The following is a 23,742-nucleotide window of genomic DNA, read 5'->3' as shown; positions in this document are numbered from 1 at the left end:
CCAATATTTATTGTAATTTTCTAACCTGAAATTGTTATTAAATCGTTTTAGTAAAAACGAATAATGCTATAAACACAAAACCATAAACTAAAAAAGACCTGATGAATATTGTAAATTATAAAAGTTTCCTTTTCGGATTATCAGTTTTAATGCTCAGTCATACACATAAAATGATTGGGCAGGAAAAAACTAATAAACTCAAAGATTTAGTTCAATATGTAGATCCTATGATAGGAACTGCCATGATGGGGCATACATATCCAGGCGCAACAGTACCTTTTGGGAGCGTACAATTAAGTCCTGAAACCGATACAATTCCTTACGCAACAAATGGTAAGTATAATAAAGATGTTTACAAATATTGTGCAGGATATCAATACGAAGATAAAACGATTGTAGGGTTTAGTCATACCCACTTTAGCGGAACAGGGCATTCCGATTTAGGAGATTTCCTTATTATGCCTACAACAGGAAAATTACAGTTAAATCCTGGTACAGCAGCGCATCCTGAAACAGGATATCGATCAGTATTCTCGCATAAAACCGAAAAAGAAGAACCAGCTTATTATAGTGTTCTCCTGGAAGATCATAATATCAAAGCCGAACTTACTGCAACAACCAGAGTTGGGATGCATCAATATACATTCCCAAAATCAGATCAAGCGCATATAATCTTAGATCTTACAGCAGGAATTTATAATTATGATAAAAAGAATGTCTGGACATTTGTTCGCGTAGAAAACGACACTTTAATTACAGGATATCGCCAAACAAATGGCTGGGCAAGAACAAGAACAGTATATTTTGCAATGTCATTTAGTAAGCCAATAAAAGGATACGGACAAGCTACACCCGAAAAAAGTGTGTATAAAGGTTTTTGGAGCAGATTTGATCAAACCAAAAACTTCCCAGAAATGGCAGGAGCAAACCTAAAATTATACTTTGATTTTGATACAAATGAAAATGAAAAAGTCAAAATAAAATTTGCTATTTCTCCAGTAAGTACCCAAGGAGCTTTGGCAAATATGAAAGCAGAAATTCCGGATTGGGATTTTGAAAGAGTTAAAAAAGAAAGTCAGGAAGTTTGGAACAAAGAACTGAATAAAATTCAGGTACAAACCATCCAAAAAGAAGACATGGTTAATTTTTATACCGCAATGTACCATGCATTTTTAGGCCCAACGGTATATATGGATACAGACGGAAACTACAAAGGATTAGACGGAAACATACATAAAGCAACTACATTCCAGAACTACACAAGTTTTTCATTATGGGATACCTATAGAGCTTTACATCCTTTATTTAATCTGGTTCAGCCCAAAAGAAACTCCGATATGATTAATTCTATGTTGGCGCATTACGATCAGAGTGTTCATAAAATGCTGCCAATCTGGTCACATTATGCCAATGAAAACTGGTGTATGATTGGGTATCATAGCGTTTCGGTAATTGCAGACGCGATAGTAAAAGGTAACACCAATTTTGATGTAGATAAAGCACTTCTTACAACTGTAAATACAGCTAAAGTTCCCTATTATGACGGATTAGAGTATTATATGAAAAAAGGATTTGTTCCAGAAGACAAAAATGGTTCATCGGTATCTAAAACTTTAGAATATGCTTATGATGACTGGGCAATTGCACAAGCAGCAAAAAAGTTAGGGAAAGAAGATATCTACAACGAGTTCTCTAAAAGAGCAACAAATTATAAAAATGTATACGATGCCAAAACAGGTTTTATGAGACCCAAACTCGATGATGGAACATTCAAGAAAGAGTTTGATCCATTAGACACACATGGGCAAGGATTCATCGAAGGAAATTCTTGGAACTACAGTTTGTATGTGCCACAAGATCCTGCTGAAATGATAAAAATGATGAATGGTGCAGATGCTTTTACAAGAAGGTTAGATTCTCTTTTTTCTATGCACTTACCAGATAAATATTTTGAAAATACTGAGGATATTACCAAAGAGGGAATAATAGGGAATTATGTGCATGGAAACGAACCTTCGCATCACGTAGTTTATTTATACAATTGGACAAAATCTCCTTGGAAAGCGCAAGATAAAATCAGGATGATTCTTAAAAGAATGTATAAAAATGGTCCTGACGGATTAGGAGGAAACGATGATTTTGGACAAATGAGTGCTTGGTATATTTTTAGCAGTCTAGGATTTTATCCCGTAGCACCAGGATCAGAAGATTATAGTTTAGGAAGCCCGCTAGTAGCAAATGCTATTTTTAATCTTGAAAACGGAAAAACATTTGAAGTTGCTACAGTAAATCAATCCGATAAAAATGTATTTGTGAGTAAAGTGCTTTTAAACGGAAAACCATTAACAAGTCCTGTTATAAAACACAGTGATATTGTAAACGGAGGAAAGATTACATTTTATATGAGTAGTAAGCCAAATAAGAAAATATATCTATAAAAGAGGCTAAGGTACTAAGGTTCTAAGTCGCAAAGGTTCAAAGGTTTTACAGATGAATTTAAAAAGCATTTTAACCGTTTATATTATTTTAGTGTAGAATAGAAGTTTTACGTTATCATTCTGCAAGATCAAGAAAAAACCTTGCAGGAATAGAATTTCTAAGAAAATTTGAGGATAACACTTAATTTTCCTTAATTTCTTAATGGTTCATTTTTTTTATCTTTAATTTTATAAGGTTCAAAAATTTAAAGATTCAAAGGTTTTATGCAGAGAGTGTAAAGCTTTTAAGTGTGAGATAATTAATTGATTAGGTGGTTCGCGTTCGCAGTTGTCCTGCAAGGTCTTTTATGACCTTGTAGGTATTAAGACTTATGAGGTCAAGTTTTTTTTTTTTATTACAGATTTACTTCGCCTGTTTGTTATTGTTAGAGTAGCAGATTTTTTTGGTATAAAAAAATATTGAGTAAATACTCTATAAGCTCCAGCGGAGCGAAATGTTTATAGCTAATATATACGTTCTTGCTGTAAAAGCTCCAGCGGAGCGATACCTACGATTATTTTCTAATTGTGAAGCATGTCACCCCGATGGGGTTCTTTAAAAAATAATTAAAATTTCTATAAATATAACGTCCCACTGGGACTTACTTTATTGTGATTTAATAAAGAGTTAGATAAGGGTAGGAGAATTTTTTTACATTGTTAGGTATTAAATTTAGACCTACAAGGTTAAAAAAAGCCTTGCAGGAATAGAATTTCTAAGAAGATTTGAGGGTAGCTCTTAATTTTCCTTAATTTCTTAATGGTTCGGTTTCTTGTCTTTAATTTTTTATTGAATTAAAATAGAAACATAATGCAGTTTGTAAAAAACTTCACGAAATTTGCCTTTTAAATTAATAGAAAGAGACACATGAAAATAAATCCAAAAAACGGAATAGACAAGTTGTTGTTCGGTATGAAACAGAACGATGTTACAGCTATTTATGGTAAACCAGATAGAAACTATAAAGACGAAGATGATAATGTAATTTTTGCTTACAACAAGCATAAAATAAGATTGACATTCTATCAGGAAGAAGCTTTAAAATTGGGTTATATTGTGGCATCAAGTCCAGATTTAGAGATCTTTGGTTTTAAAATTATAGGAAGAAAAATTGCTGATGTAAAAAAAGATTTGGCAACCAAAGAAATTACAAAATTCACACAAGAAGAGTTTGATACTTTCGAGAATTACTTTAACGAAGAAAACTGGATTATCTTCCAGACAGAATTTGAAGAAGTAGTAAAATTTGAAATCGGAGCAATCATCAATAATAAAGATGAATTCGATTGGAAGTTTCCAGCTAAAAAATAAAATAAAATAGAGTATAAAAAAAACCGATAGTTGTAACTATCGGTTTTTTTTATGATATATAATTTATGGAAATTATTGTTTTGGTGTTGGTTGATCTTTATAGATTTCCAATTCAAAAACAAGCGTTGTATTTGGAGGAATCACATTACCTGCACCTCTTTCTCCATAAGCAAGTTTTGAAGGAAGGAAGAATACTGTTTTCTCACCATAAGACATAAGATCTAAACCTTCGATAAAACCAGGAATCATACCGTCTTTTTTACCAGCCTGAAAAGGAAATGCTTGGTATCCTCCTTGAGCGGCACGATTTGTATCATGTTTTCCGTAAGTTTTAGCGATTTCTTCGATACTACTATCAAAAAGAGTTCCGTCTTCAAAATATCCTGCATACTTAAAATAGAAAGTAGCACCATTTGCCGGTTTTTCTCCAGTACCTTTTTGAATTACTTTATAACTTAAACCAGATGGAGTAGTTGTTGCAGTTGCTTTAGCAGTTTCTAGGTATGCTTTTTTAGCAGCAATTACAGTCGCATATTTTTCTTTGTAAAGACGTTCTTGTTCAAGAGCAGCAGCTTGTGCTTGTTTAGTCTTTTCAGCCTCAATTAAAGCTTGTTTTTTAGCATCTTCAGCTTTGTTTTCATAATAAGCTGCAAATACCTTTGGAGCATCAAATTTCTTAGCCATAGCTCCTTTACGAGTAATCGTTACAGTAAGCATTACATCATCCTGAAGAATAAGATTAACAACATCCATTCCTTGTACAACGTGACCAAATATACTGTGTTTGTCGTTTAACCAAGGTGTTTCTTTATGAGTGATAAAAAATTGACTTCCGTTTGTAGTTGGACCAGAATTTGCCATTGCAAGAATTCCGCCTTTATCAAATCTAAGATCAGATACAAACTCATCTTTAAATGCATATCCAGGACCACCAGAACCATTTCCGTCAGGATCACCACCTTGAATCATGAAGTCATTAATAACTCTATGAAATTTTAAACCATCATAAAAAGGTTTTCCTTTTAATTTATCAATAGTCACATAAGGATTAGTTCCTTCTGCTAATGATACAAAATTAGCAACGGTAATAGGAGCTTTTATGTATTCTAGTTGCAATACGATATTCCCTTTTTTTGTTGCAATTGTAGCAAAAATTCCTTCGTTAACAGAAGGCTTAGTTTCAACTTTTGTAATTGTTGTTTTTTTGCCTGGAACAGGCTTTTTAGTCTGCGCTTGTAGGTTAAGTACACCCAAGCAAAATAAAAATAGAATTTTTAATTTCATCTTATTCGATTTTAAAATCTGTTAATTTCTAAAATAAACTTATTGTTGTGGCATTTTTTCCAACAACTGTACTTCAAATATAATATTTGCATTTGGCGGAATTACACCTCCTGCACCAGCTTGTCCATAAGCTAAATGAGAAGGGATAAAAAGTACTGCTTTATCTCCAAAAGAAAGTTTCTCGATACCTTCGATAAAACCAGGAATCATACCTTCTTTGCTACCAGCTTGAAATGGTATTGGGTTGTATTGCTTAGCTTCAGCTCTGGCTGCGTCAAATTTCCCAAAAGTTTGAGCTACATTTTCTATACTAGTATCAAATAAAGTTCCGTTTTCTAGAAAACCAGCATAATGTATAAAAACTTGTGCTCCGGCAGCAGGTTTTTTACCTGAACCTTTTTCAGTAATTACATATTCTAAACCTGAACTAGTTTTTGTAGCTTTTGATTTTAAACCAGCGTAGTAAGCTAATTTCTCGTCGCGAACTCCTTTAAATTTAGATTCAAATTCGCTTTTTTGTTTCGCTTCAGCAGAAAAATAATCATGAAAAACCTTAACAGCATCAAATTTCTTAGCTGCCTCGCCATTTCTGATAATAGTTACTTTCTTGATGTAATCATCTTGTTTAACTTGGTTAACAACTTCCATTCCTTTGTCTACAACATGACCAAAAATAGTATGTTTTCCTTCTAACCAAGGAGTCTCAACATGCGTGATAAAAAATTGACTACTATTTGTAGCAGGTCCGTTATTTGCCATTGCAAGAACACCACCTTTGTCAAATTTTAAATCGCTAAACTCATCTTTAAATTTGTATCCAGTATCTCCAGAACCAGTTCCTAATGGATCCCCAGTTTGGATCATGAAACTTTCGATAACTCTATGAAATTTTAATCCGTCAAAAAAGTGTTTCTTTTTTAATTCAGGATTAGTAACAAATTCGTTTTTACCCTCTGCAAGCGTTACAAAGTTGGCTACAGTAATAGGCGCTTTTTGATAATTTAATTCAACAATGATATTTCCTTTATTTGTTTCAATTTCGGCATATAAACCATCAGGTAAATTGCTATGTTCGTCTTTACAAGAGTAAAGAGTTGTAATTGCAAGTAATAATAATATGAGGCTTTTTTTCATTTTAAAAATATTAGTTGTTTTTATTAATTTAATGAATCTTTCTTTATTGCAGGAGCTGCAGGTGTTGTAGGTTTAGGAGTCTCAGATTTTGGTTTTTTTGTTTCCATTTGTCTTCTATAAGCAGTTTCAGGAACAAAATTGTGTAACGTAACCGTACAGATTAAAGGCTGATTAATTCCAATTCTTTTTTCATCACCATGATAACCATAAGCCATATGAGATGGAAATAAGAAATTTACAGTTTCATTCTTGTGCATTAATTTAATACCATCGCGCAACCCCATCATGATTTCTTGTTTATCTACAAAATAAGTTTGAGGTCTTAATTCCATTTCACTATAAATAACATTTCCTTTTAAGTCTTTTATTTCATAGTCAAAAAAAGCAACATCTCCTTTTTTAGGAGTTATAGTATCTGTAGTATTTTGGTTTTCGTAAGCATACCAATATCCTTTTGTCGAAGCAATATATTTTATTTTAGGATTGTTTTTTATAACAGCCTTAATTTGTTCTTCTTCAGTAGCTACAAGTTTTTTATTTCGCTCGATAGATTTTTTCATGAAAGTTCCCGAAGAAATAGAAATGGGTCTTCTGGCATCTTCATGTTGCTTGCAGCTCGAAACTAAAATGGCTAAAACAATAGCTGAAGCAAATATTTTAGGATAGTTCATGGTAGGTTATATTTTTAGTTTGGTTACTAAATCTTCAAATTTTTTCAAAGTTTCTTCCATCGAATCAACTGATTTTCCTCCAGCAGCATTGCTATGTCCGCCACCATTAAAATGAGCTCTAGCAAACTCATTTACATCAAAACCACCTTGAGAACGGAAAGAAATCTTGATTATTTTCTCGTCTTTATTTTCAATAAATATAGCAGTAAAAACGATACCTTTCATACTTAAACCGTAATTTACGATTCCTTCAGTATCACCTTTTACATAATTAAACTCATCTAATTCGGCTTGAGTTAAAGAAGTATAAGAAGTTTTATGCTCAGTTAAAATCTTCAGGTTTTGCAGTGCTCTTCCAAGTAATTGCAAGCGACTGTAAGAACTGTTGTCATAAAGCAAAATCGGAATCTGCGTGTTTTCGACACCCAAATCAATAAGCTCAGCTATGATACGATGCGTGTTTCCAGTTGTTCCAGGAAAACGGAAAGAACCAGAATCGGTTAAAATTCCAGTATAGATACAAGTTGCGATAGTTTTATCTAAATCTTCTTTTTTGTCTAAGAAAGAAATAAAATTATAAACCATCTCACAAGTCGATCCAAACGAAGTATCAGAATAGGTGTAAGCGGAGTAATCATCAGGTTTTTGGTGATGATCAATCATTATAAATGGAGCTTTTAGCTTTGCCAAAGTATGTTCCATTTCGCCAGTGCGATGTAAAGCATTAAAATCTAGCGTAAAAATAAGCTCAGCTTCTTCAAGAATTTTAGTGCAGTTATCGATATCTTTTTCGAATACTTTTACAGTTTCAGAACCTGGTAACCAAGCAAGGAAATCTGGAAAATCATTCGGAGCAATTACAATTGGCTCATGATTGTTTTTTAATAAAAAGTGGTATAAACCTAAGGTTGAGCCCATGGCGTCTCCATCGGGACCTCTGTGCGGAATTATGGCAATTTTTTTGGGAGTTGCAAGTAACAACTTTATGGCTTGAATGTCTTGTATTTTCATAGTGTGCGAATTTACATTTTTTTACTGTAAACCTGAAAACATTTTAGACATTAACATGCTTTTATATCTTCTTATTTTTAGTTGATAGTTGTTGGTTTATAGTTGTTAGTTTATAACTTTAAGTTTTCAGTCGCAGTTGCGGTTTTCAGTGAACAACTTTAGATTTGATTTTTTAACTGCAATCGCAACTGAAAACTGAGACTGGTACTGAGAGCTGCAACTGCATACTGTAACTAAATGCTATATCAAAACCATTTCTGATACAAATCATATTTAGGACCTCTTACAATTTGCGATTTGTAAATGCCTACAGAACCCGATGATAAGTAGGCTATAACACAGGCAATGGCAATAAAAATTCCGCTTTCAATACCAAAAAGTTCTATTCCCATAACGGTGCAAGCAATAGGAGTGTGGGTTGCACCAGAAAAAACGGCAACAAAACCCATTCCGGCAAGAAGCGCAATCGGCATAGGAACAATGAGAGATAAAGCACTACCAAAAGTTGCGCCTACAAAAAACAGGGGGGTAACTTCTCCGCCTTTAAAACCAGCACCCAAAGTAAATCCGGTAAAGAGAATCTTGAGTAAGAAATCATACCAGGCATTAGTATTTGTAAAAGCGTCAACAATTACTGGAACTCCTAATCCTGAGAATTTTGAAAATCCGAAACCAGCAATAGCAATTGCCAGAATGATTCCGCCAACAAAAGGACGAAGTGGAGGATATTTTATCGTTTTAGAGAATAACGAACCCCAAAAATGTGTGCTACGGGAGAATAATAAAGCAGCAAACCCAAATAAAGCTCCACAAATTGAAGTATAAAATAGATTAGTCGCGGTGATTTCCGGCACAAGCGGAATACTATAATGAGTGTGTTTTACCTGCCAAATTTCGACAGTAAAATAAGCTGCGTAAGCCACTAAAAAAGAAAGCAAAATGCTTTTTAAGTTAATTTTACTAAAATATACAACTTCAAGGGCAAAAATAGCACCAGCTAATGGTGTTCCAAAAACAGAAGCAAAACCAGCACTAATCCCTAAGATAATTAATGTTTTTCTTTCAGAATTATCAAGTTTAAAGATTCGGGTAAATTGATCAGCAATTGCACCGCCCATTTGTACTGCAGTACCTTCGCGACCAGCCGAACCACCAAATAAATGAGTGATTATAGTTCCAAAATAAACTAAAGGGGCCATTTTTAGCGGAATAATTTGCTTAGGATTTTCATATTCTTCGAGCAATAAATTATTGCCTTTTACAACATCTTTCCCTAAGTAATAATAGCTAAAACCTACAAGTAATCCGCCAATTGGCAAAAGCCAGATAATCCAATCGTGTAGGATTCTATATTGAGTAACAAATTCTAAAGTAATTAAAAAAAACGCCGAAGCAGATCCCGATAAAACACCTATTAAAACACAAATGAAAATCCATTTGAGAATGAGAAGTATAGTTGCTTTTAAATTCATTAAAGAAGGTTAACTGTGCTTGTGTGGGTACAAATATAATAAATCAGTTTTGAACACAAATTTCACTAATTACCACTAATTCTAAAGGCTAACTTAGTTTGTGATATTAATTTCACAAATGAATTTGTGGTAATTAGTGAAATTACTTCGTCTGTTCGCTCTTTCAGGCTCGAGTCGTGTTTGATTTTTATAATTTAATGATTGTTTGTTATTCTACAATTACAGCAGTAAATTCTATTTCTACCAAGTATTCAGGAGATACAAGTTTACTAATTTCGTAAAAACCAGTTGTTGGTTTTATATCTTTAAAAAACGCCGAATGTGCTCCAGCTACAGATTCAAAAGTCGAAATATCGGTGGTAAAAATTCGTGTTCTAATTACGTCTTTCATGCCGATTCCTAAATCTTCCAATACTTTTTCGACTCTTTCCAGTATGTTCAAAGTTTGTGCGTAAGCATCATCTGCTTTAACTTTGTCGCCATCAACAATTGCAACAGTTCCCGAAACTTCTACGATGTTACCAATGCGAACTGCGCGACAGTATCCCATTTTGTCCTCCCATGGTGATCCCGTCAAGATGTTTTCTCTTTTCATTATAAGGTTGTTTTGTGTGTTTTCGAACTGCTTTTTTGTGGTTTTAAAGAGCAATTCATAGTTAGATTAATATGCTGCAATTTATAAAAAATGCACAAGAAAATCTGTAAAACAGCGCTAATAATTCCTTATAAATAACCAGTTTTTGTGATAAAATTTCAAGATTTGGGCGTGTCCCTACGGGTCGGGCTGTTCACGGCAAGTCCTCGCACTTCCTTCGTCAGGCTGTGGGCTTTCTGTTGCCATCCCTCACGCGAGATTGCGAATAAGAGAAACTTCTTAAACCAATTAAAGATTGTTTTTTAACACAAATAAGAAAGTGTTTTATAGCATATTGTGACCTATATCCATTTTTCGTTGCTAGTATAATCATTAGGGAAATAAGTAAGATATTGTACCATTCTAGGAGATGTACCTCGGTTTGCAGATGCACAATGAGGCAATGTATTTTGCCAAATAATAAAATCGCCGGCATTTGCGACAATTGGCACAGGTTGAGTTATTTTAAAAATTTCCTCTCGAGGGTTTATATCAGACTCAAGGTTTTTTAACCAAGAATCTATTTTGTTATGAAATCCAGGAACACAATGAAAAGCACCATCTTGAGCGCCACAATCAGTTAGATAAAGTAGTCCTTGCAAGCCAAAACTAATAGGCAAACTTAAACTAACATCCCAATGAAGAGCGCCGCCTAAAAAAACAAATTTCTGAGTTTCTGGCGGATTAAAGCTTACTTTATCAATCGTTTTATATATGCCGTTAGTTTTATAAAGCTGTTCATACGCTTTTTTTATACGAGGAGAAAGTCTATTTTTATTTAACGTTTCATGATCAGAAAAATTAAGCATCAATCCTTTTTGATCTTGATGATTGTTATACCATGATTCCCTTTTATCAGGATCCATTTTTAAGAAATCCCAAATAGCAAGTTGTGTGTCTTTGCAATCTTTTTTAGAAATAGCATTTTTTACAATAACATAACCGTTTTTATTCCAAAAAGCTAGATCATCATCCGACAGTACATTTTCAGTAAGGTCCTCAGGTTCTAAAGTTTTGTCTTTCTTATTTTTGTTAATCCAAATTTTAAAAGCTTCAAAATCGGGTTTCTCAAAATACAGATATTGTAAAGTATCTTCCATGCTAATTCCAAATTGGTAAAGCATTTCAATTTCTTTATCCCAAGTTATATTTTTATTAGTAGTAAACGTATTTGGGTTTAAAGTACGATTCCATAGATTTTCAAGAATATTCCAAGGCATAGTTTAAAATATAGATGTGGTTTAAAATTAAGAAATAATCAGATTTACTGTATCATTTCATGTGGTAATTGGTCAAAATAGACTTGTAGTATAAAATCACCCACTACAATATCATTTACTAACAATAAGTGACCATTTGGAGTATTGTCCCATTTTATGTTTGTAGAAATATGAGGTAAGCTACCTTTCTGATTTTTAATACTAAGATTATCTATTTTTAATGATTTTCCGTTTTTATCAACTATTTCCTGTCCAGAAAAAAGTTTGTCGGCTCTGGTATATTTTCCATTTGGGAGTAAAAAAGGCAAATTAGAGTTACAAACTAAATAAGGAGTATCATTACGATCTAAAGTCATATATACCATCTTATTCGATTGGTATTGATTACCTGCACTAAAAGAAATTTTTGCTTTAGATGATGATAATTTAATTTTTCCCCTGTATAGTTTTACTGATATTGCCGATACAGCATCTCCTTTTTCAAAATGATCTATTGGTTTTAAACCTCTGGGAATTGTAATTAAAGCATTGGAAGTTGGGGTGAAATTGTTTTTCATAGTGCATTTTTTTTAGGAAGTTGTAGACTGTATTAAAAAAAATATGACTCAAAATTAATGCATTTAAAAATCTAGTCGTTACGTATAAATACCTGTTTTAAGAGGATGAAAAAACTAATTGAATGAATCCATTTATTTCTTGTCAGCGTAATTTGAAAATAAAAAGACTACTTGCATTTAGTTAAGTTTCATAAAGAAAATCACTAAAAGCAAGAAGTCTTTTAGAATTAAAGGAATATTATTCCGAAGAAATATATTCGTATAAGCAACATCATTATAATTAAGTATACTAATTAAATTAGTCAACTTGATATTGTTCAAAAAGGCGAAGCTTATTTTGGGTCGCAGTAAGGTCTTTTTGTAATGATTCAATCTTATTTAATAAATGAGCAATAGCATCGATACCTTCTAAATTAATTTTGAGATCATAATGCAAGCGTATCATTTTTTCGATATCAGGTAATTGTTCAGGTTGCAAATATTGTTCTTCTTCCAGAACAATAATTTCTACTAAACCATAATTATTTAGCTTAGCTATAAAGGTATCTTCAATTTCATGATATATACAAAATTGCTTTATCTGGATTAAATTTTCACTATTCATGATTTCTTATTTTAGCTAATTCTTGGAATAATTCTTTTTCCTTTTCGGATAAATTTGTTGGAATTTTGATGGTATAAGTAATATACAAATCTCCAAACTGATTGTCTTTTTTATATACAGGAAAACCTTTCCCTTTTAGTTTAACTTTAGTTCCGGGTTGAGTTTCTGCAGGAACTTTAATTTTTACTTTTCCATCAAAAGTATTTACTAAAACTTCGCCTCCTAAAATTGCCGTGTATAAATCAAGATCAACATCAGCGTATAGATTATTTCCTTCTCTTTTAAAATCAGAATCGTTTGCAATTACAAACGTAATATACAAATCGCCATTTGGGCCACCATTTGCTCCAGGACCGCCATGACCAGGAATTTTTATAATTTGTCCGTTTTCTACCCCAGCAGGAATTGTAATTCTGATATTCTTGCCGTTCACAGTCAGATTTTGTTTGTGCGTAGTATAGGCCGATGCCAGATCTAATTGTAATTCGGCATTAAAATCTTGTCCTCTGTATTTAGCCTGACCTCTGGAACTTCTTCCGCCAGAACCGTACATAGAATTGAAGAATTCAGAAAAATCACTTCCCGAAAAATCACCTCCGCCAAAACCAGAATAATCGGGATTACTTTGTTGTTGTCTGGAATATTGTTGCTGGTTAGGATCATATCCTGCTTTTTCAAACTCCTCAGCATGTTTCCAGTCTTTTCCGTATTTGTCGTATTTTTTACGATTCTCAGGATTGCTTAAAACTTCATTAGCTTCGTTTATTTCTTTGAATTTTTGCTCGGCTTCTTTATCATTCGGATTCAAATCAGGATGGTACTTTCTAGCCAGCTTTCTATACGCTTTCTTGATTTCGGCTTCAGTCGCAGATTTTGTGATTCCTAATGTTTTATAATAGTCTATATAATCCATTTTTATGAGGTTTTAATAATGGTAAATTTAAGCATTGAAGTTATGAATAAGTTATTAATTATCAAAATAGTATATTTTTTTTATATTAAAAATTTGAAAGAAAAGTTTTAATATTATGTAATGCTAATTAAGTCTTTTATAATTTTTTGGCAGGTTTTTTGTATCTAAAAATTAGCCTAATATATTGTTATAAAACTCTTAAAGTTGTAGAGCCCATTTAAATTATGCTATTTTTGCGTATACTCTTGATTTTAAAAAAATCTAAAAATTGATTCCATAATATTATACCCGAATGAAACAGCTTTTATTTTTTATACTATTAATCACAACTGTTACAGCATCAGCTCAAGCAGAATTTAATACTAAGTTTAAACCAATTCCTCCGGCAAGTTTTGGCATTAAGCCTAAAAAAATACCGCCTGCGGGAACAATTCCGCCTGAAATACCTAGTATAAAAGCACCAAATGTTTTTAATAGCACAAGTATTGCGCCCGTACAGTCACAATTAAACTCTACATATCAAATAGGTAAAAAAGATAGCTTTACAATGACACCTTCTGATGAATTTGCAAATCCTGGAGATAGATTCATACCAGGAATGGAAAAAGATTTGAATAAAACACTAAAAGATCAAGGTTTAAAAGAAGGAAGAGGGACGTTGCTTAAACAGAATATTTCGTTTGGAGATTTTAAAACCAAAGCAAATTATTTTATTATCAGGCTTAGAGATTTTGGAGCAATTGATGGCGATTTGGTTAAGGTATCTTCTAATGATAAAGTTATACAGTCGGAAATATTTTTGGATGTTAATTTTAAAGACATCAAAATCATTCTCGAAAAAGGATTTAATAAAATGGAGTTCGAAGCACTAAATATAGGTACTTTAGGAGGTAATACTGCCGAAATCCAAATACTAGATGATCAAAAAAATGTGATTGTTCATGACTATTGGAACAATCTTGCAGCTGGATTTAAAGCATCTGTAGTAGTTACTAAGGAAGAGTAGGTCTTTTAAAGGTTCAGAGGTGCAAAGGTTCTGAGGTTCTAAGGTTTCTCTTTTTGAGGTTCATTCTTTGAGGTTTAAAGGTTCTGAGGTTTTTTATAGAAACAGAAACATTCTTGTCTTTTGATGTGAGTGAAACTCATGCCATATAAATCAAACCAATAGCTCTACAGCGTATTGTAAATACAAATAACATGTTATAAACATTGCCAACGGTTTCAACCGTTGGAGCACAATGCATTATCGCAAACCGTATTATACGGTTGAAACCATGAGCTATGATTAAAATAGGATAGAATTTAGTTTTTTAAAGGTACTGAGATACAAAGGTTCTAAGGTTTCTCTTTTTGAGGTTCAAAGTTACAAAGGCTCAGAGCTGCAAAGGTTTCTTTTAAGGTTTTGCTTTACTGTTTACCTTTATTATATAAAAATCCCTTATTCTGTTTAATCGTTAATTCAATTAAAACAAAATAAGGGATTTATAAAGTAAGAGTTAAGCTAATTTATATTTAGCCTAGCGAAAGAATTTGTAATCGTGAGTAAGATTATACGAATCTATAATTTGTAATTTATATGGGCTGTCGCTTAAAGGCAATTTATCAACCTCTATAGAAAATTTGTTGCTAGTAAGATTATCTACTTCTAGTACTTTACTTCCAGTACTATCATACACAATTCCTGATTTTAAATTTTTATTGGCTGTAACATCAATTTTATCAACAGCAATAGTTTTTGTTGAGTCAATCTGATATTGAACTTCATGGTATCTATTAATCTTCAAACCTAATGCGATTTTTTGCATTTTAAGAAATTCATTATAATATCTTGCACCCATTTCTCTTTGTCCAGCTGCATCAAAATGAATATCATCAAAATTATTGTTAGGTTTAGAAATTACAGTAGGAAATTCAGAATCAGCATATCCTGTGTTCATAACTCTATCAGGAGTAGCTTTAATAATTTGCTGTTGTTGCTTTCTTGAAATGTTGTAATTAGCCCAATAAGGAACCATACCACCAAGTATAAATGGGACTTCCTGAATATCTTCCTGATGAATGTCGCTACGCATATCAGCAATCATTTGATCAAGCGTTGTTTGATATGGAGCCCACCCAACATTGGCTTCACCTTGATGCCAAAGTATAGCAGTTAATCTACTTCCAGGAATATTATCTAATAGATAATTTACTCTTTCCATAGCATCTTTATATAAATTCTGGTTTTTTGTCCAGCTAGTAATACTACTTCCTGAATATCCGCAAGGAACAATTAAAACTTTTCTTTTTGAATTTTTTAAAATGTCATTTACATAAAGGTTAGAAAACGTAGTAGAGAAACTTACTCTGTCATTTGCTCTTGTCCAGAAATCTAGTACTGGTTTTGCAGGTGCAATTCTATAGTTAAGTCCGTCTAATCTATAAAGCGAATAAACTCTTGAGCTTACCGTATCGATAGCTTTGTTAAGTTGATAACCGTAGTGCGTATTAGATTGTCCAGCTACTAAAACGATGTCATAACCTTCACTTTGATCTAAATTTGTATTGTTTTGTGCAATTGATAATTGGAAACAAAATAGTATTAATAGTAATTTTATATATTTCATGTCGATTATTTTTTGATAATTTTTATTTGTTTAGTCACATTGTTTTCAAGTGTTACCGATACAATATGAATTCCTGTTTGAAAATGGTTTACTGCAATTACAACCTCATTTTGGTCATATTTTTTTTGAAAGACTACTTGCTGACTTTGATTAAAAATGGTTATATTTTTAATCTTTGACGTTGCCGATACAGTTATATTGTCAGTTGTAGGATTTGGATAAACCATTACATTTTCTGCTGTAATCTCAGGTTCAATCGATACCGTTTGTGCCTCAATTGCCGGTTCAATTAATACCGCTTGTTTCTCAACCGTTGGTTCAATTACTTTGGATGTACTTAATAATTGAGGTTTTGTATCATTATTAAGCATTCTTAAAAATTCCTTATAATATCTTGCTCCCATTTCTCTTTGTCCAGCTGCATCAAAATGAATATCATCGAAATTATTATTTGGCTTTGTAATTACAGTTGGAAACTCTGAATCAGCAAATCCTGTATTTTGTACTCTACTTGGTGTACTTTTTATAATTTCTTGCTGTGTTCTTCTGTTGCTTGCTGCATTTACCCAATACGGAACCATACCACCAAGTATAAAAGGAACGTCTTGTATGTTTTTTTGATCAATGTCGGATCGCATATCTGCAATCATTTTATCAAGTGTTTTTTGATAATCTGCCCAACCTACGTTAGCCTCACCTTGATGCCAAAGTATAGCTGTTAACTTACTACCTGGAACATTCTTTAAAACATAGTTTACTCTTTGCATCGCATCATTATACAAGTTTTGGTTTTTTGTCCAGCTTGTAATACTGCTTCCGGAATAACCACAAGGAATAATTAGAACTCTTCTTTTTGAATTCTTTAAAATATCATTTACATAAAGATTAGAAAAAGTCGTAACAAAGCCGACTCTGTCATTTGCTCTTGTCCAGAAATCTAGTACTGGTTTAGCAGGTGCGATTCTGTAATCTAATCCGTCAAACCTATTAAGAGAGTATACTCTTGTGCTTACCGTATCAATAGCTTTGTTAAGTTGGTAACCATAATGTGTATTTGATTGACCCGCAACCAAAATTACATCATAGGAAACATCATTAGCATTTATTGGATTTTTTTTGGTTTGCGCAACCGATGTTTTTAATCCTAAAAAGGTGAATAGGACCGAAAAGAGTAATAGCGTAATTTTATTTTTCATTGACTTGTTTTTTTAGTTTATCCTTAAAAAAATAGATTTAATTTAAAGGACGTAATTAATATTTAATATTTTTTTGTAAAAAAAGTATTATATTTTTTGCAAATGTAGAACATCTTTATGTAAATTTTTTCTTAATATTAAAATGGTTTTTTTCTTTTGAGAGCAATTGAGATAGTTTTTATTCTGAAAAAAAATGATTTTAATATAGAAAATGTTTAATTGGTGTTCAATTTTTAAGTTATTGATTATTAAAGAGTTATTTCGTTGCTCTTTTTGTAAAAATAATTTACACAAAATTTAGACTAATATTTAACTATTTTGTAGGTTTTTGGCTTTTAAAAATTACATAAAGTACTGGTTTTTAGTTAGTAATGATTTTGTTTTTTGTGTGTGTGTTTAAGTCAGACAGCTAACTAATAATAAAGTCTTGTAATAAAATTTTCGGGTAAATTTGAAAATGAATAAAGGATGTATGCTTAAGAATGGATAAAACCTTAAAAGATAAACGTTCAAAACGATAAGACGTTATTGTAATGCTTTTGAAATCTCAGAACCTTTGTGGCTTTGAAGCTTTGATCCTAATTTTGAAAAAAAAATCAGAATTCAATTTTTCAATTCGGAATATAAAAAGTATTTTTGCGCATGCAACACAACGTACTTATTTTAGATTTCGGATCGCAATATACTCAGCTTATTGCGCGTAGAGTTCGCGAATTAAATATATTCTGCGAAATCTTCCCTTACAATCATTTTCCGAGTGATTTATCAAGTTATAAAGCAGTAATTTTAGGAGGAAGTCCATTCTCTGTTCGCGCAGAAGATGCTCCACATCCTGATTTATCTCAAATTCGTGGTAAGCTTCCAATGTTGGCAGTTTGTTACGGAGCACAATATCTAGCTCATTTTAGTGGTGGAAAAGTAGCTGCTTCTGATACTAGAGAATATGGTAGAGCCAATTTGACTTATATTAAAGAGAACGAAGTTTTCTTTGAAGGTGTTTCTGAAAACAGTCAAGTTTGGATGAGTCATAGTGATAGTATTAAAGCTTTGCCTACAAATGGAGTGAAATTAGCAAGTACACACGACGTAGAATTTGCTGCTTACAAAATTGAAGGTGAAACTACTTATGGTATTCAATATCACCCAGAAGTATTCCATTCTACAGATGGATCAAAAATGCTAGAAAACTTTTTAGTAAAAATTGCTGAAGTTCCTCAAAACTTTACACCAAATGCTTTTGTAGAAGAGATGGTGGGAGAATTAAAAGAGAAACTAGGTAATGATAAAGTAGTTTTAGGATTATCTGGAGGAGTAGATTCGACAGTAGCAGCTGTATTATTGCATCAAGCTATTGGTAAAAACCTATATTGTATTTTCGTAAATAACGGTTTACTTCGTAAAAACGAATTCCAAAATGTATTAGATCAATACAAAGGAATGGGATTGAACGTAAAAGGAGTAGATGCTGGAGATCGTTTCTTGTCTCAATTAGCAGGAATTAGTGATCCAGAAACCAAACGTAAAACGATTGGTCGTGTATTCATCGAAGTTTTTGATGATGAATCGCACCTTATAGAAGATGTAAAATGGTTGGCACAAGGAACAATTTATCCTGATGTTATCGAATCGGTTTCTGTAAAAGGACCTTCGGCAACTATTAAGTCACACCATAATGTAGGTGGATTACCAGATTACATGAAACTGAAAATTGTAGAACCATTACGTATGCTTTTTAAAGATGAAGTACGTAGAGTAGGTGCTACTTTAGGAATAGATCCAGAGTTATTAGGAAGACATCCTTTTCCAGGACCTGGATTATCAATTAGAATTCTTGGAGATATTACTCCAGAAAAAGTACAAATTTTGCAAGATGTTGATGCCGTATTTATCGACGGGTTAAAATCTTGGGGATTATATGATAAAGTTTGGCAAGCAGGTGCAATTTTACTTCCTGTAAATAGTGTTGGTGTTATGGGCGATGAGCGTACTTACGAAAAGGTAGTAGCGCTTAGAGCTGTAGAATCTACCGATGGTATGACTGCTGACTGGGTACATTTACCGTACGATTTCTTAATGAAAGTTTCTAACGACATTATAAATAAAGTAAAAGGCGTGAATCGTGTAGTTTACGATATCAGCTCAAAACCACCTGCAACAATTGAGTGGGAATAGTATTTTTTTTCAAATTAAGGCATTACATTTGTAATGCCTTAATTTTTTCAAACCTACTATTTATGAGAGAACTTTTAACGATTTCTCTTGTCTTTATTTTGTCTTTTAACAAAATAACTGCGCAAGAATCAATTATTGAACACAAAATCCAAAAAGGAGAAACTGCTTATTTCATTGCTCAGAAGTATAAAGTTTCCTTAGACGAGATTTACAGATTAAATCCCGAATCGCAAAGCGGATTAAAGGATAGTCAGATTATCCGAATTCCAGTACATTCTCCAGTCAAGGAGAAAGAAACCAAACAACTTACGCACACAGTTGCTGCCAAAGAAACTCTGTTTGGATTATCAAAACAATACAATGTGAGTGTTGAAGCCATTCAAAATGCAAATGCTTCAATTCTTACTGATGGATTAAAAATTGGTCAGGAACTTATTATTCCACAAGATACTGCCAGTATAATTAAGATTGCATCTGCAAATAATGTTACTTCATCAAAAGTGACACATGAGGTTTTGGCTAAAGAATCGTTATTTAGTATTGCCAGACAATACAATGTTTCGGTTCAGGATTTAGAAACCTTAAATAAAGAAACCTTATTAAATGGTTTGCAAATAGGACAAACAATTGCGATCCCGAATAAAAGAAAAACACTCGATGGTCGTGTTCGTGTTATCAACGGAGAAACTATTTTTCATGTTGTAGCACCAAAAGAGACAAAATATTCGATTGCTAAAAAATACGGAATTACAATTGATCAGCTCGAAGCTCAAAATCCTGAAATTGTAAACGGATTAGTTGAAGGAAATAAACTAGCCATCAATACCAAAGAAATTACGCCTACTAACGACAATGAAGAGTTGATGCTTGTATTGGCAGAGAAACAAGTTGTAGTTGAGAAAACGAAAGCCAAGACTATTCAACTAGAAGACTTGAAAGATAGATTGGTAGTTCAGAAAGAGATGAACGAGAAAGTTATTAAAATCAATGACCTTAATGTTAATCTTAAGGGAATGGATGGTTTAAAAGGAAATTCGGTAGAGAAACTAAGACTAGTTCTGGAAGCTAATAAAAATGTTCAGGAGGTTTTAATGTCAAAATTGGATTCATTAGTAGTTAGTATGACTGATGATTTATATGACTTAAAAAAGATGGATGTCTTGAATATGAAAGAATCCAAACGTTTAGAAAAACTATCATACGAAGGTATTGCTAAAACTAATGAACTTTCTTCTCAACTTAAAAAAGAATTGGCCGAGAACAGAAAATCGTATGCAGGTTTGATGAATAAAGTAGAGCGAATTGCTGTAGAAGAAAATCAAGAGTATAAGAGAAAGGTTCGTGAAAACACAAAGAATAAAACTGATGAAACACTTTTGCAAAGTCTTTCTTTAGAAAAAATCAAGTATTATAAGATTGATCAGGAGAAAAATGATGCTCAGAATCAGAAATTGATTGCCAAAATTGATTCATTAGATACTCAGAAAAAAATTGAGGTAAAGCGACATATTAGTAAAGCATCATTTTATGGATCTGAGGCCAGAGCATTTGATGATAAAGTAGCTTTGGTTAAATTAAAAAGATACCAAGATAATGCAATTCAGAATCAGGGAAATACTGAAACTTCAATTGTAGCGTTATCATTAGACGAAATAAAACAGAAAATAAAAGAAGATCCTCTTTATACTAATAAAGATGTTAAAGTTGAATTTTTTGATAACCTGAAAGCAGTTCCCAATGGATATTACTTGGTTTTAGGTATATTTACAGACGCTACGCCAAGGGATCAATTTATTATGAAACTAATAGATTCGGGGGATTTTAATGCTAGTTTTTTCTATAATGTAAACAGTCAGTCGTATTATGTTTATGCTGAGAGTTTTGAAAACATAGAAGAAGCTTTGTATAAATACAAACAAAAAGAAAATTCACCGCTTTATAAAAATTGGAGTATCGCTAAATTAGAATTATACATTAGCAAATAATTAACAAGCTTGTGGAATCTTGTTTTATACAGAAATACTATCTTGTTTAAAATTTTTTATCTTATTATGAAATACATTTCAATACTAATTACAACTGCTTTTTTGATGTCTTATTCTGTTTTTCCACAGGATAAAATTAGTAAACACACGGTTACCAAAGGAGAAACAATTAACCAAATTGCCCAAAAGTACAAAGTAACACCTTATGATATTTATAAGCTTAACCCAGATGCACAAAGTGGATTAAAGTTGGATAGTGTTTTGTTGATTCCGAATAATTCAGGAAAAACAACAAGTTCAGATAAATCTACAGCAACCGTTACTCCTAAAAAAGCAAACGGAGCAACTACGCATGAAGTAGTTGCTAAAGAAACGCTTTTTGGTATTGAAAAAAAGTATAATGTTTCGGATGAAGCTTTGAAAAAAGCAAATCCATTTCTTGAAAAAGATGGTTTACAAATAGGACAGACGCTTACTATTCCTTCAGGAAATGGTTCTAAAGCGGCATCAAAAGATTCTAAGATACCTGCTACAAAATTAGTTCCTGCTAAGCAACAAGATAAATATGTTTACCATGATGTTTTGGCAAAAGAAACTAAATATTCGATTGCAAAACAATACGGTATTACAATAGAAGAATTAGAGAAACGTAATCCAGAAGTGGTGCCGAGTTTGCCAGTAGGATATCGTTTAACAATAAAAGGAACAGCTCCAAAAACAGTTGTTCCAACAACTACTCCTGTTAAAAACGAAGTAAAAGCTCCTGTAATCGAAACTACCAAAAAAGTATCGTATGCAGATTATCAGGTAAAACCAAAAGAGACATTATATAGTTTGTCTAAAACATTTGGTGTGTCGCAAGATGAGTTGCTTAAATTAAATCCTACTTTATCTGGAGGAGTTCAGGAAGGAATGATTTTAAAAGTTCCTGCAGGAATTATGCCTCCGCCAGAAATTAAATCTGAGACAAGACCAGAAATTAAAGAGGAAGCAAAAGAGATCGTTACTCTGACTAAAAAGAGAAGTAATGACCGTAAGAAGATAGCGTTATTATTGCCTTTTAATTTATCTAAAATTCAAAGTGATACTACCAGTGCTGCTACTCGTTTGAAAAAAGATAAATTCTTGAATATGACTTTAGATTTTTATTCTGGAGCATTAATGGCAATAGATTCTGCTAAAGTTCTTGGACTACCAATAGATGTTTCGATTTTTGATTCTCAGGAAACCAAAAACGGATCAAATGTAGCGGCTATTATACAAAACAACAGATTGCAAGAAGCTGATGCTGTTATCGGACCATTTTATCAAAGTAATGCCGAAGCAACTGCTAAGTTATTAGGAGAAAATAAAGTTCCTGTAATTTCGCCGTTGTCTAAAGATCAAGGAAATTCATTTGATAATTTATATCAAACAATCCCATCTAATGATATTCTAAAAAATGCAATGTTTGATTACATGCGTTCTAAAGGAGGTAATATAGTTGCAGTTGTTGATAAGAAAAAAGAATCAATAAGACAGTATATTCAGCAAAATCAGAAAGGTGTAATTTTTGCACCAGTTACTGAAGCAGGAGATTTTAATCCGGCAGGTTTAAAAATTCAGTTTGTACCTAACAGAATGAATTATGTTGTAATGGAAACAGGAAATACAGCTATGATTAATGCTACGATTAAAGTTATGTTGAGTTCTATGTCATCATATCAGGTACAGTTGGTGATTTTAGAACCAAACAGTACATTAGATACAGACGAAGTTAGTTTTGAAAGTTTAACTAAATTGAAATTAATGTACCCATCGGTAACACGTGAAAATGAATCTGCGGGAGCGCTTATCTTTGAAAAAGAGTATAGGAACAAAAATAAAATCAATCCAAATACGTATGCTACGAGAGGTTTTGATGTAACTTTTGATACTATGATGCGATTATCACAAGGAAAAACGTATGAAGAAACTGCAAGTGAAATTGCAACTGAACAAGTAGATAATAAATTTCAGTTTTATAAAAAAGAAGATGGAGGATTTGCTAATAAAGGCGTTTACATCTTATATTATGATAGTGATTTAACAATTAAAGAAGCAAACTAATGACATCAAAAGTAACCTACTTAGGGGATTTAAGAACTAAATCAGTACACGTGCAATCAGGAAATGAAATCATATCTGATGCACCTATAGATAACAACGGAAAAGGAGAAGCTTTTTCTCCAACCGATACTGTTGCAAATGCTTTGGCAAGTTGCATGATGACCATTATGGGAATTAAAGCCCGTGATTTAAATGTAGATTTCATTGGCTCAACTGCCGAAGTAACTAAGATAATGAATGCTGAACCAAGAAGAATTGGAGCAATAGAAATTGTTTTTGATATGCAAGGTGTTGCAGATGAAAAAAGTAGAACAATTCTGGAACGTGCAGGAATGACTTGTCCAGTTTTCCTAAGTTTGAATACTGATATCGAAAAGAGAATTACTTTTAACTGGAAGTAATTTTG

19 protein-coding genes are annotated in these 23,742 nt (G+C 32.5%); 7 read left to right on the top strand and 12 right to left on the bottom strand.

The window, feature by feature from the left end; genetic code table 11:
* Positions 1–101: 101 nt before the first annotated feature.
* Together OA93_RS00155 and OA93_RS00150 are read left to right on the top strand one after the other, a co-directional pair.
* Complete coding sequence (locus tag OA93_RS00155; RefSeq protein ID WP_039111065.1) at positions 102–2,438, top strand: GH92 family glycosyl hydrolase; 2,337 nt, start codon at positions 102–104, stop codon at positions 2,436–2,438.
* Between the two features lie 907 nt (positions 2,439–3,345).
* Positions 3,346–3,789, top strand: coding sequence for a hypothetical protein (locus OA93_RS00150; RefSeq protein WP_039111064.1), 444 nt, complete (start codon positions 3,346–3,348; stop codon positions 3,787–3,789).
* 72 nt (positions 3,790–3,861) lie between these two features.
* Here the strand turns inward: OA93_RS00150 and OA93_RS00145 are convergent, their stop codons facing one another.
* The 10 genes from OA93_RS00145 to OA93_RS00100 all read right to left on the bottom strand — a co-directional run bounded on the left by OA93_RS00145 (position 3,862) and on the right by OA93_RS00100 (position 13,289).
* Positions 3,862–5,073: a peptidylprolyl isomerase gene (locus OA93_RS00145; RefSeq protein WP_039111063.1), complete on the bottom strand. Its 1,212-nt coding sequence runs from the start codon at positions 5,071–5,073 to the stop codon at positions 3,862–3,864.
* Positions 5,074–5,112: 39 nt separating this feature from the next.
* Positions 5,113–6,207 carry a peptidylprolyl isomerase gene (locus OA93_RS00140; RefSeq protein WP_039111062.1) on the bottom strand — a complete coding sequence of 365 codons (1,095 nt, stop codon included), beginning with the start codon at positions 6,205–6,207 and terminating at the stop codon, positions 5,113–5,115.
* Between the two features lie 23 nt (positions 6,208–6,230).
* Entirely contained in the window at positions 6,231–6,878 is a 648-nt protein-coding gene (gldI, locus tag OA93_RS00135) for a gliding motility-associated peptidyl-prolyl isomerase GldI (protein ID WP_039111061.1), read from the bottom strand.
* Positions 6,879–6,884: 6 nt separating this feature from the next.
* Positions 6,885–7,889 (bottom strand): bifunctional oligoribonuclease/PAP phosphatase NrnA, encoded by a 1,005-nt coding sequence (locus OA93_RS00130; RefSeq protein WP_039111060.1) that lies wholly within the window; start codon positions 7,887–7,889, stop codon positions 6,885–6,887.
* A 245-nt stretch (positions 7,890–8,134) separates the two neighbouring features.
* On the bottom strand, positions 8,135–9,361 hold the full coding sequence (locus OA93_RS00125; protein WP_039111059.1) for a voltage-gated chloride channel family protein: 1,227 nt from the start codon (positions 9,359–9,361) through the stop codon (positions 8,135–8,137).
* Between the two features lie 208 nt (positions 9,362–9,569).
* Entirely contained in the window at positions 9,570–9,956 is a 387-nt protein-coding gene (locus OA93_RS00120; RefSeq protein ID WP_039111058.1) for a RidA family protein, read from the bottom strand.
* 341 nt (positions 9,957–10,297) lie between these two features.
* The gene (locus tag OA93_RS00115; protein WP_039111057.1) at positions 10,298–11,215 is read right to left on the bottom strand and encodes a phytanoyl-CoA dioxygenase family protein; all 918 of its coding nucleotides are present in this window, start codon (positions 11,213–11,215) and stop codon (positions 10,298–10,300) included.
* Between the two features lie 44 nt (positions 11,216–11,259).
* Positions 11,260–11,772, bottom strand: a complete 513-nt coding sequence (locus OA93_RS00110) for a hypothetical protein (RefSeq protein WP_039111056.1) — start codon at positions 11,770–11,772, stop codon at positions 11,260–11,262.
* 298 nt (positions 11,773–12,070) lie between these two features.
* Positions 12,071–12,376, bottom strand: coding sequence for a chaperone modulator CbpM (locus OA93_RS00105; RefSeq protein ID WP_052259320.1), 306 nt, complete (start codon positions 12,374–12,376; stop codon positions 12,071–12,073).
* Positions 12,369–13,289, bottom strand: a complete 921-nt coding sequence (locus OA93_RS00100; protein WP_039111054.1) for a J domain-containing protein — start codon at positions 13,287–13,289, stop codon at positions 12,369–12,371. Before OA93_RS00100 ends, OA93_RS00105 begins: the two co-directional genes overlap by 8 nt.
* A gap of 292 nt (positions 13,290–13,581) precedes the next feature.
* On the opposite strand from OA93_RS00100, the gene OA93_RS00095 reads away from it, so the two are divergent.
* The gene (locus tag OA93_RS00095; RefSeq protein WP_039111053.1) at positions 13,582–14,295 is read left to right on the top strand and encodes a hypothetical protein; all 714 of its coding nucleotides are present in this window, start codon (positions 13,582–13,584) and stop codon (positions 14,293–14,295) included.
* A 511-nt stretch (positions 14,296–14,806) separates the two neighbouring features.
* Here OA93_RS00095 and OA93_RS00090 read toward each other — a convergent pair.
* Together OA93_RS00090 and OA93_RS00085 are read right to left on the bottom strand one after the other, a co-directional pair.
* Positions 14,807–15,895 carry a sialate O-acetylesterase gene (locus OA93_RS00090; RefSeq protein ID WP_039111052.1) on the bottom strand — a complete coding sequence of 363 codons (1,089 nt, stop codon included), beginning with the start codon at positions 15,893–15,895 and terminating at the stop codon, positions 14,807–14,809.
* 5 nt (positions 15,896–15,900) lie between these two features.
* Complete coding sequence (locus tag OA93_RS00085; protein WP_039111051.1) at positions 15,901–17,091, bottom strand: sialate O-acetylesterase; 1,191 nt, start codon at positions 17,089–17,091, stop codon at positions 15,901–15,903.
* A gap of 642 nt (positions 17,092–17,733) precedes the next feature.
* Between OA93_RS00085 and guaA the strand changes: the two genes are divergently transcribed.
* From guaA to OA93_RS00065, 4 genes are all read left to right on the top strand, one after another.
* The gene (gene guaA, locus OA93_RS00080; RefSeq protein ID WP_039111050.1) at positions 17,734–19,263 is read left to right on the top strand and encodes a glutamine-hydrolyzing GMP synthase; all 1,530 of its coding nucleotides are present in this window, start codon (positions 17,734–17,736) and stop codon (positions 19,261–19,263) included.
* A gap of 62 nt (positions 19,264–19,325) precedes the next feature.
* A complete protein-coding gene (locus tag OA93_RS00075; RefSeq protein WP_039111049.1) occupies positions 19,326–21,248 on the top strand; it encodes a LysM peptidoglycan-binding domain-containing protein in 1,923 nt (640 codons plus the stop codon).
* A gap of 66 nt (positions 21,249–21,314) precedes the next feature.
* Entirely contained in the window at positions 21,315–23,336 is a 2,022-nt protein-coding gene (locus OA93_RS00070) for a LysM peptidoglycan-binding domain-containing protein (protein ID WP_039111048.1), read from the top strand.
* Complete coding sequence (locus tag OA93_RS00065; protein WP_039111047.1) at positions 23,336–23,737, top strand: OsmC family protein; 402 nt, start codon at positions 23,336–23,338, stop codon at positions 23,735–23,737. The genes OA93_RS00070 and OA93_RS00065 overlap by 1 nt, the downstream gene beginning before the upstream one ends.
* Positions 23,738–23,742 lie beyond the last annotated feature (5 nt).

The organism is Flavobacterium sp. KMS (genome assembly GCF_000813005.1).
Lineage (GTDB): Bacteria > Bacteroidota > Bacteroidia > Flavobacteriales > Flavobacteriaceae > Flavobacterium.
The sequence above is the reverse complement of the archived record's forward strand: the minus strand, read 5'-3'. Positions and strand labels throughout refer to the sequence as shown.

Excerpts from the sequence above, each read along its gene's own strand:
- OA93_RS00155 (WP_039111065.1), top strand. The coding sequence starts at position 102 with ATGAATATTGTAAATTATAAAAGTTTCCTTTTCGGATTATCAGTTTTA.
- OA93_RS00150 (WP_039111064.1), top strand. The coding sequence starts at position 3,346 with ATGAAAATAAATCCAAAAAACGGAATAGACAAGTTGTTGTTCGGTATG.
- OA93_RS00145 (WP_039111063.1), bottom strand. The coding sequence starts at position 5,073 with ATGAAATTAAAAATTCTATTTTTATTTTGCTTGGGTGTACTTAACCTA.
- OA93_RS00140 (WP_039111062.1), bottom strand. The coding sequence starts at position 6,207 with ATGAAAAAAAGCCTCATATTATTATTACTTGCAATTACAACTCTTTAC.
- gldI (WP_039111061.1), bottom strand. The coding sequence starts at position 6,878 with ATGAACTATCCTAAAATATTTGCTTCAGCTATTGTTTTAGCCATTTTA.
- OA93_RS00130 (WP_039111060.1), bottom strand. The coding sequence starts at position 7,889 with ATGAAAATACAAGACATTCAAGCCATAAAGTTGTTACTTGCAACTCCC.
- OA93_RS00125 (WP_039111059.1), bottom strand. The coding sequence starts at position 9,361 with ATGAATTTAAAAGCAACTATACTTCTCATTCTCAAATGGATTTTCATT.
- OA93_RS00120 (WP_039111058.1), bottom strand. The coding sequence starts at position 9,956 with ATGAAAAGAGAAAACATCTTGACGGGATCACCATGGGAGGACAAAATG.
- OA93_RS00115 (WP_039111057.1), bottom strand. The coding sequence starts at position 11,215 with ATGCCTTGGAATATTCTTGAAAATCTATGGAATCGTACTTTAAACCCA.
- OA93_RS00110 (WP_039111056.1), bottom strand. The coding sequence starts at position 11,772 with ATGAAAAACAATTTCACCCCAACTTCCAATGCTTTAATTACAATTCCC.
- OA93_RS00105 (WP_052259320.1), bottom strand. The coding sequence starts at position 12,376 with ATGAATAGTGAAAATTTAATCCAGATAAAGCAATTTTGTATATATCAT.
- OA93_RS00100 (WP_039111054.1), bottom strand. The coding sequence starts at position 13,289 with ATGGATTATATAGACTATTATAAAACATTAGGAATCACAAAATCTGCG.
- OA93_RS00095 (WP_039111053.1), top strand. The coding sequence starts at position 13,582 with ATGAAACAGCTTTTATTTTTTATACTATTAATCACAACTGTTACAGCA.
- OA93_RS00090 (WP_039111052.1), bottom strand. The coding sequence starts at position 15,895 with ATGAAATATATAAAATTACTATTAATACTATTTTGTTTCCAATTATCA.
- OA93_RS00085 (WP_039111051.1), bottom strand. The coding sequence starts at position 17,091 with ATGAAAAATAAAATTACGCTATTACTCTTTTCGGTCCTATTCACCTTT.
- guaA (WP_039111050.1), top strand. The coding sequence starts at position 17,734 with ATGCAACACAACGTACTTATTTTAGATTTCGGATCGCAATATACTCAG.
- OA93_RS00075 (WP_039111049.1), top strand. The coding sequence starts at position 19,326 with ATGAGAGAACTTTTAACGATTTCTCTTGTCTTTATTTTGTCTTTTAAC.
- OA93_RS00070 (WP_039111048.1), top strand. The coding sequence starts at position 21,315 with ATGAAATACATTTCAATACTAATTACAACTGCTTTTTTGATGTCTTAT.
- OA93_RS00065 (WP_039111047.1), top strand. The coding sequence starts at position 23,336 with ATGACATCAAAAGTAACCTACTTAGGGGATTTAAGAACTAAATCAGTA.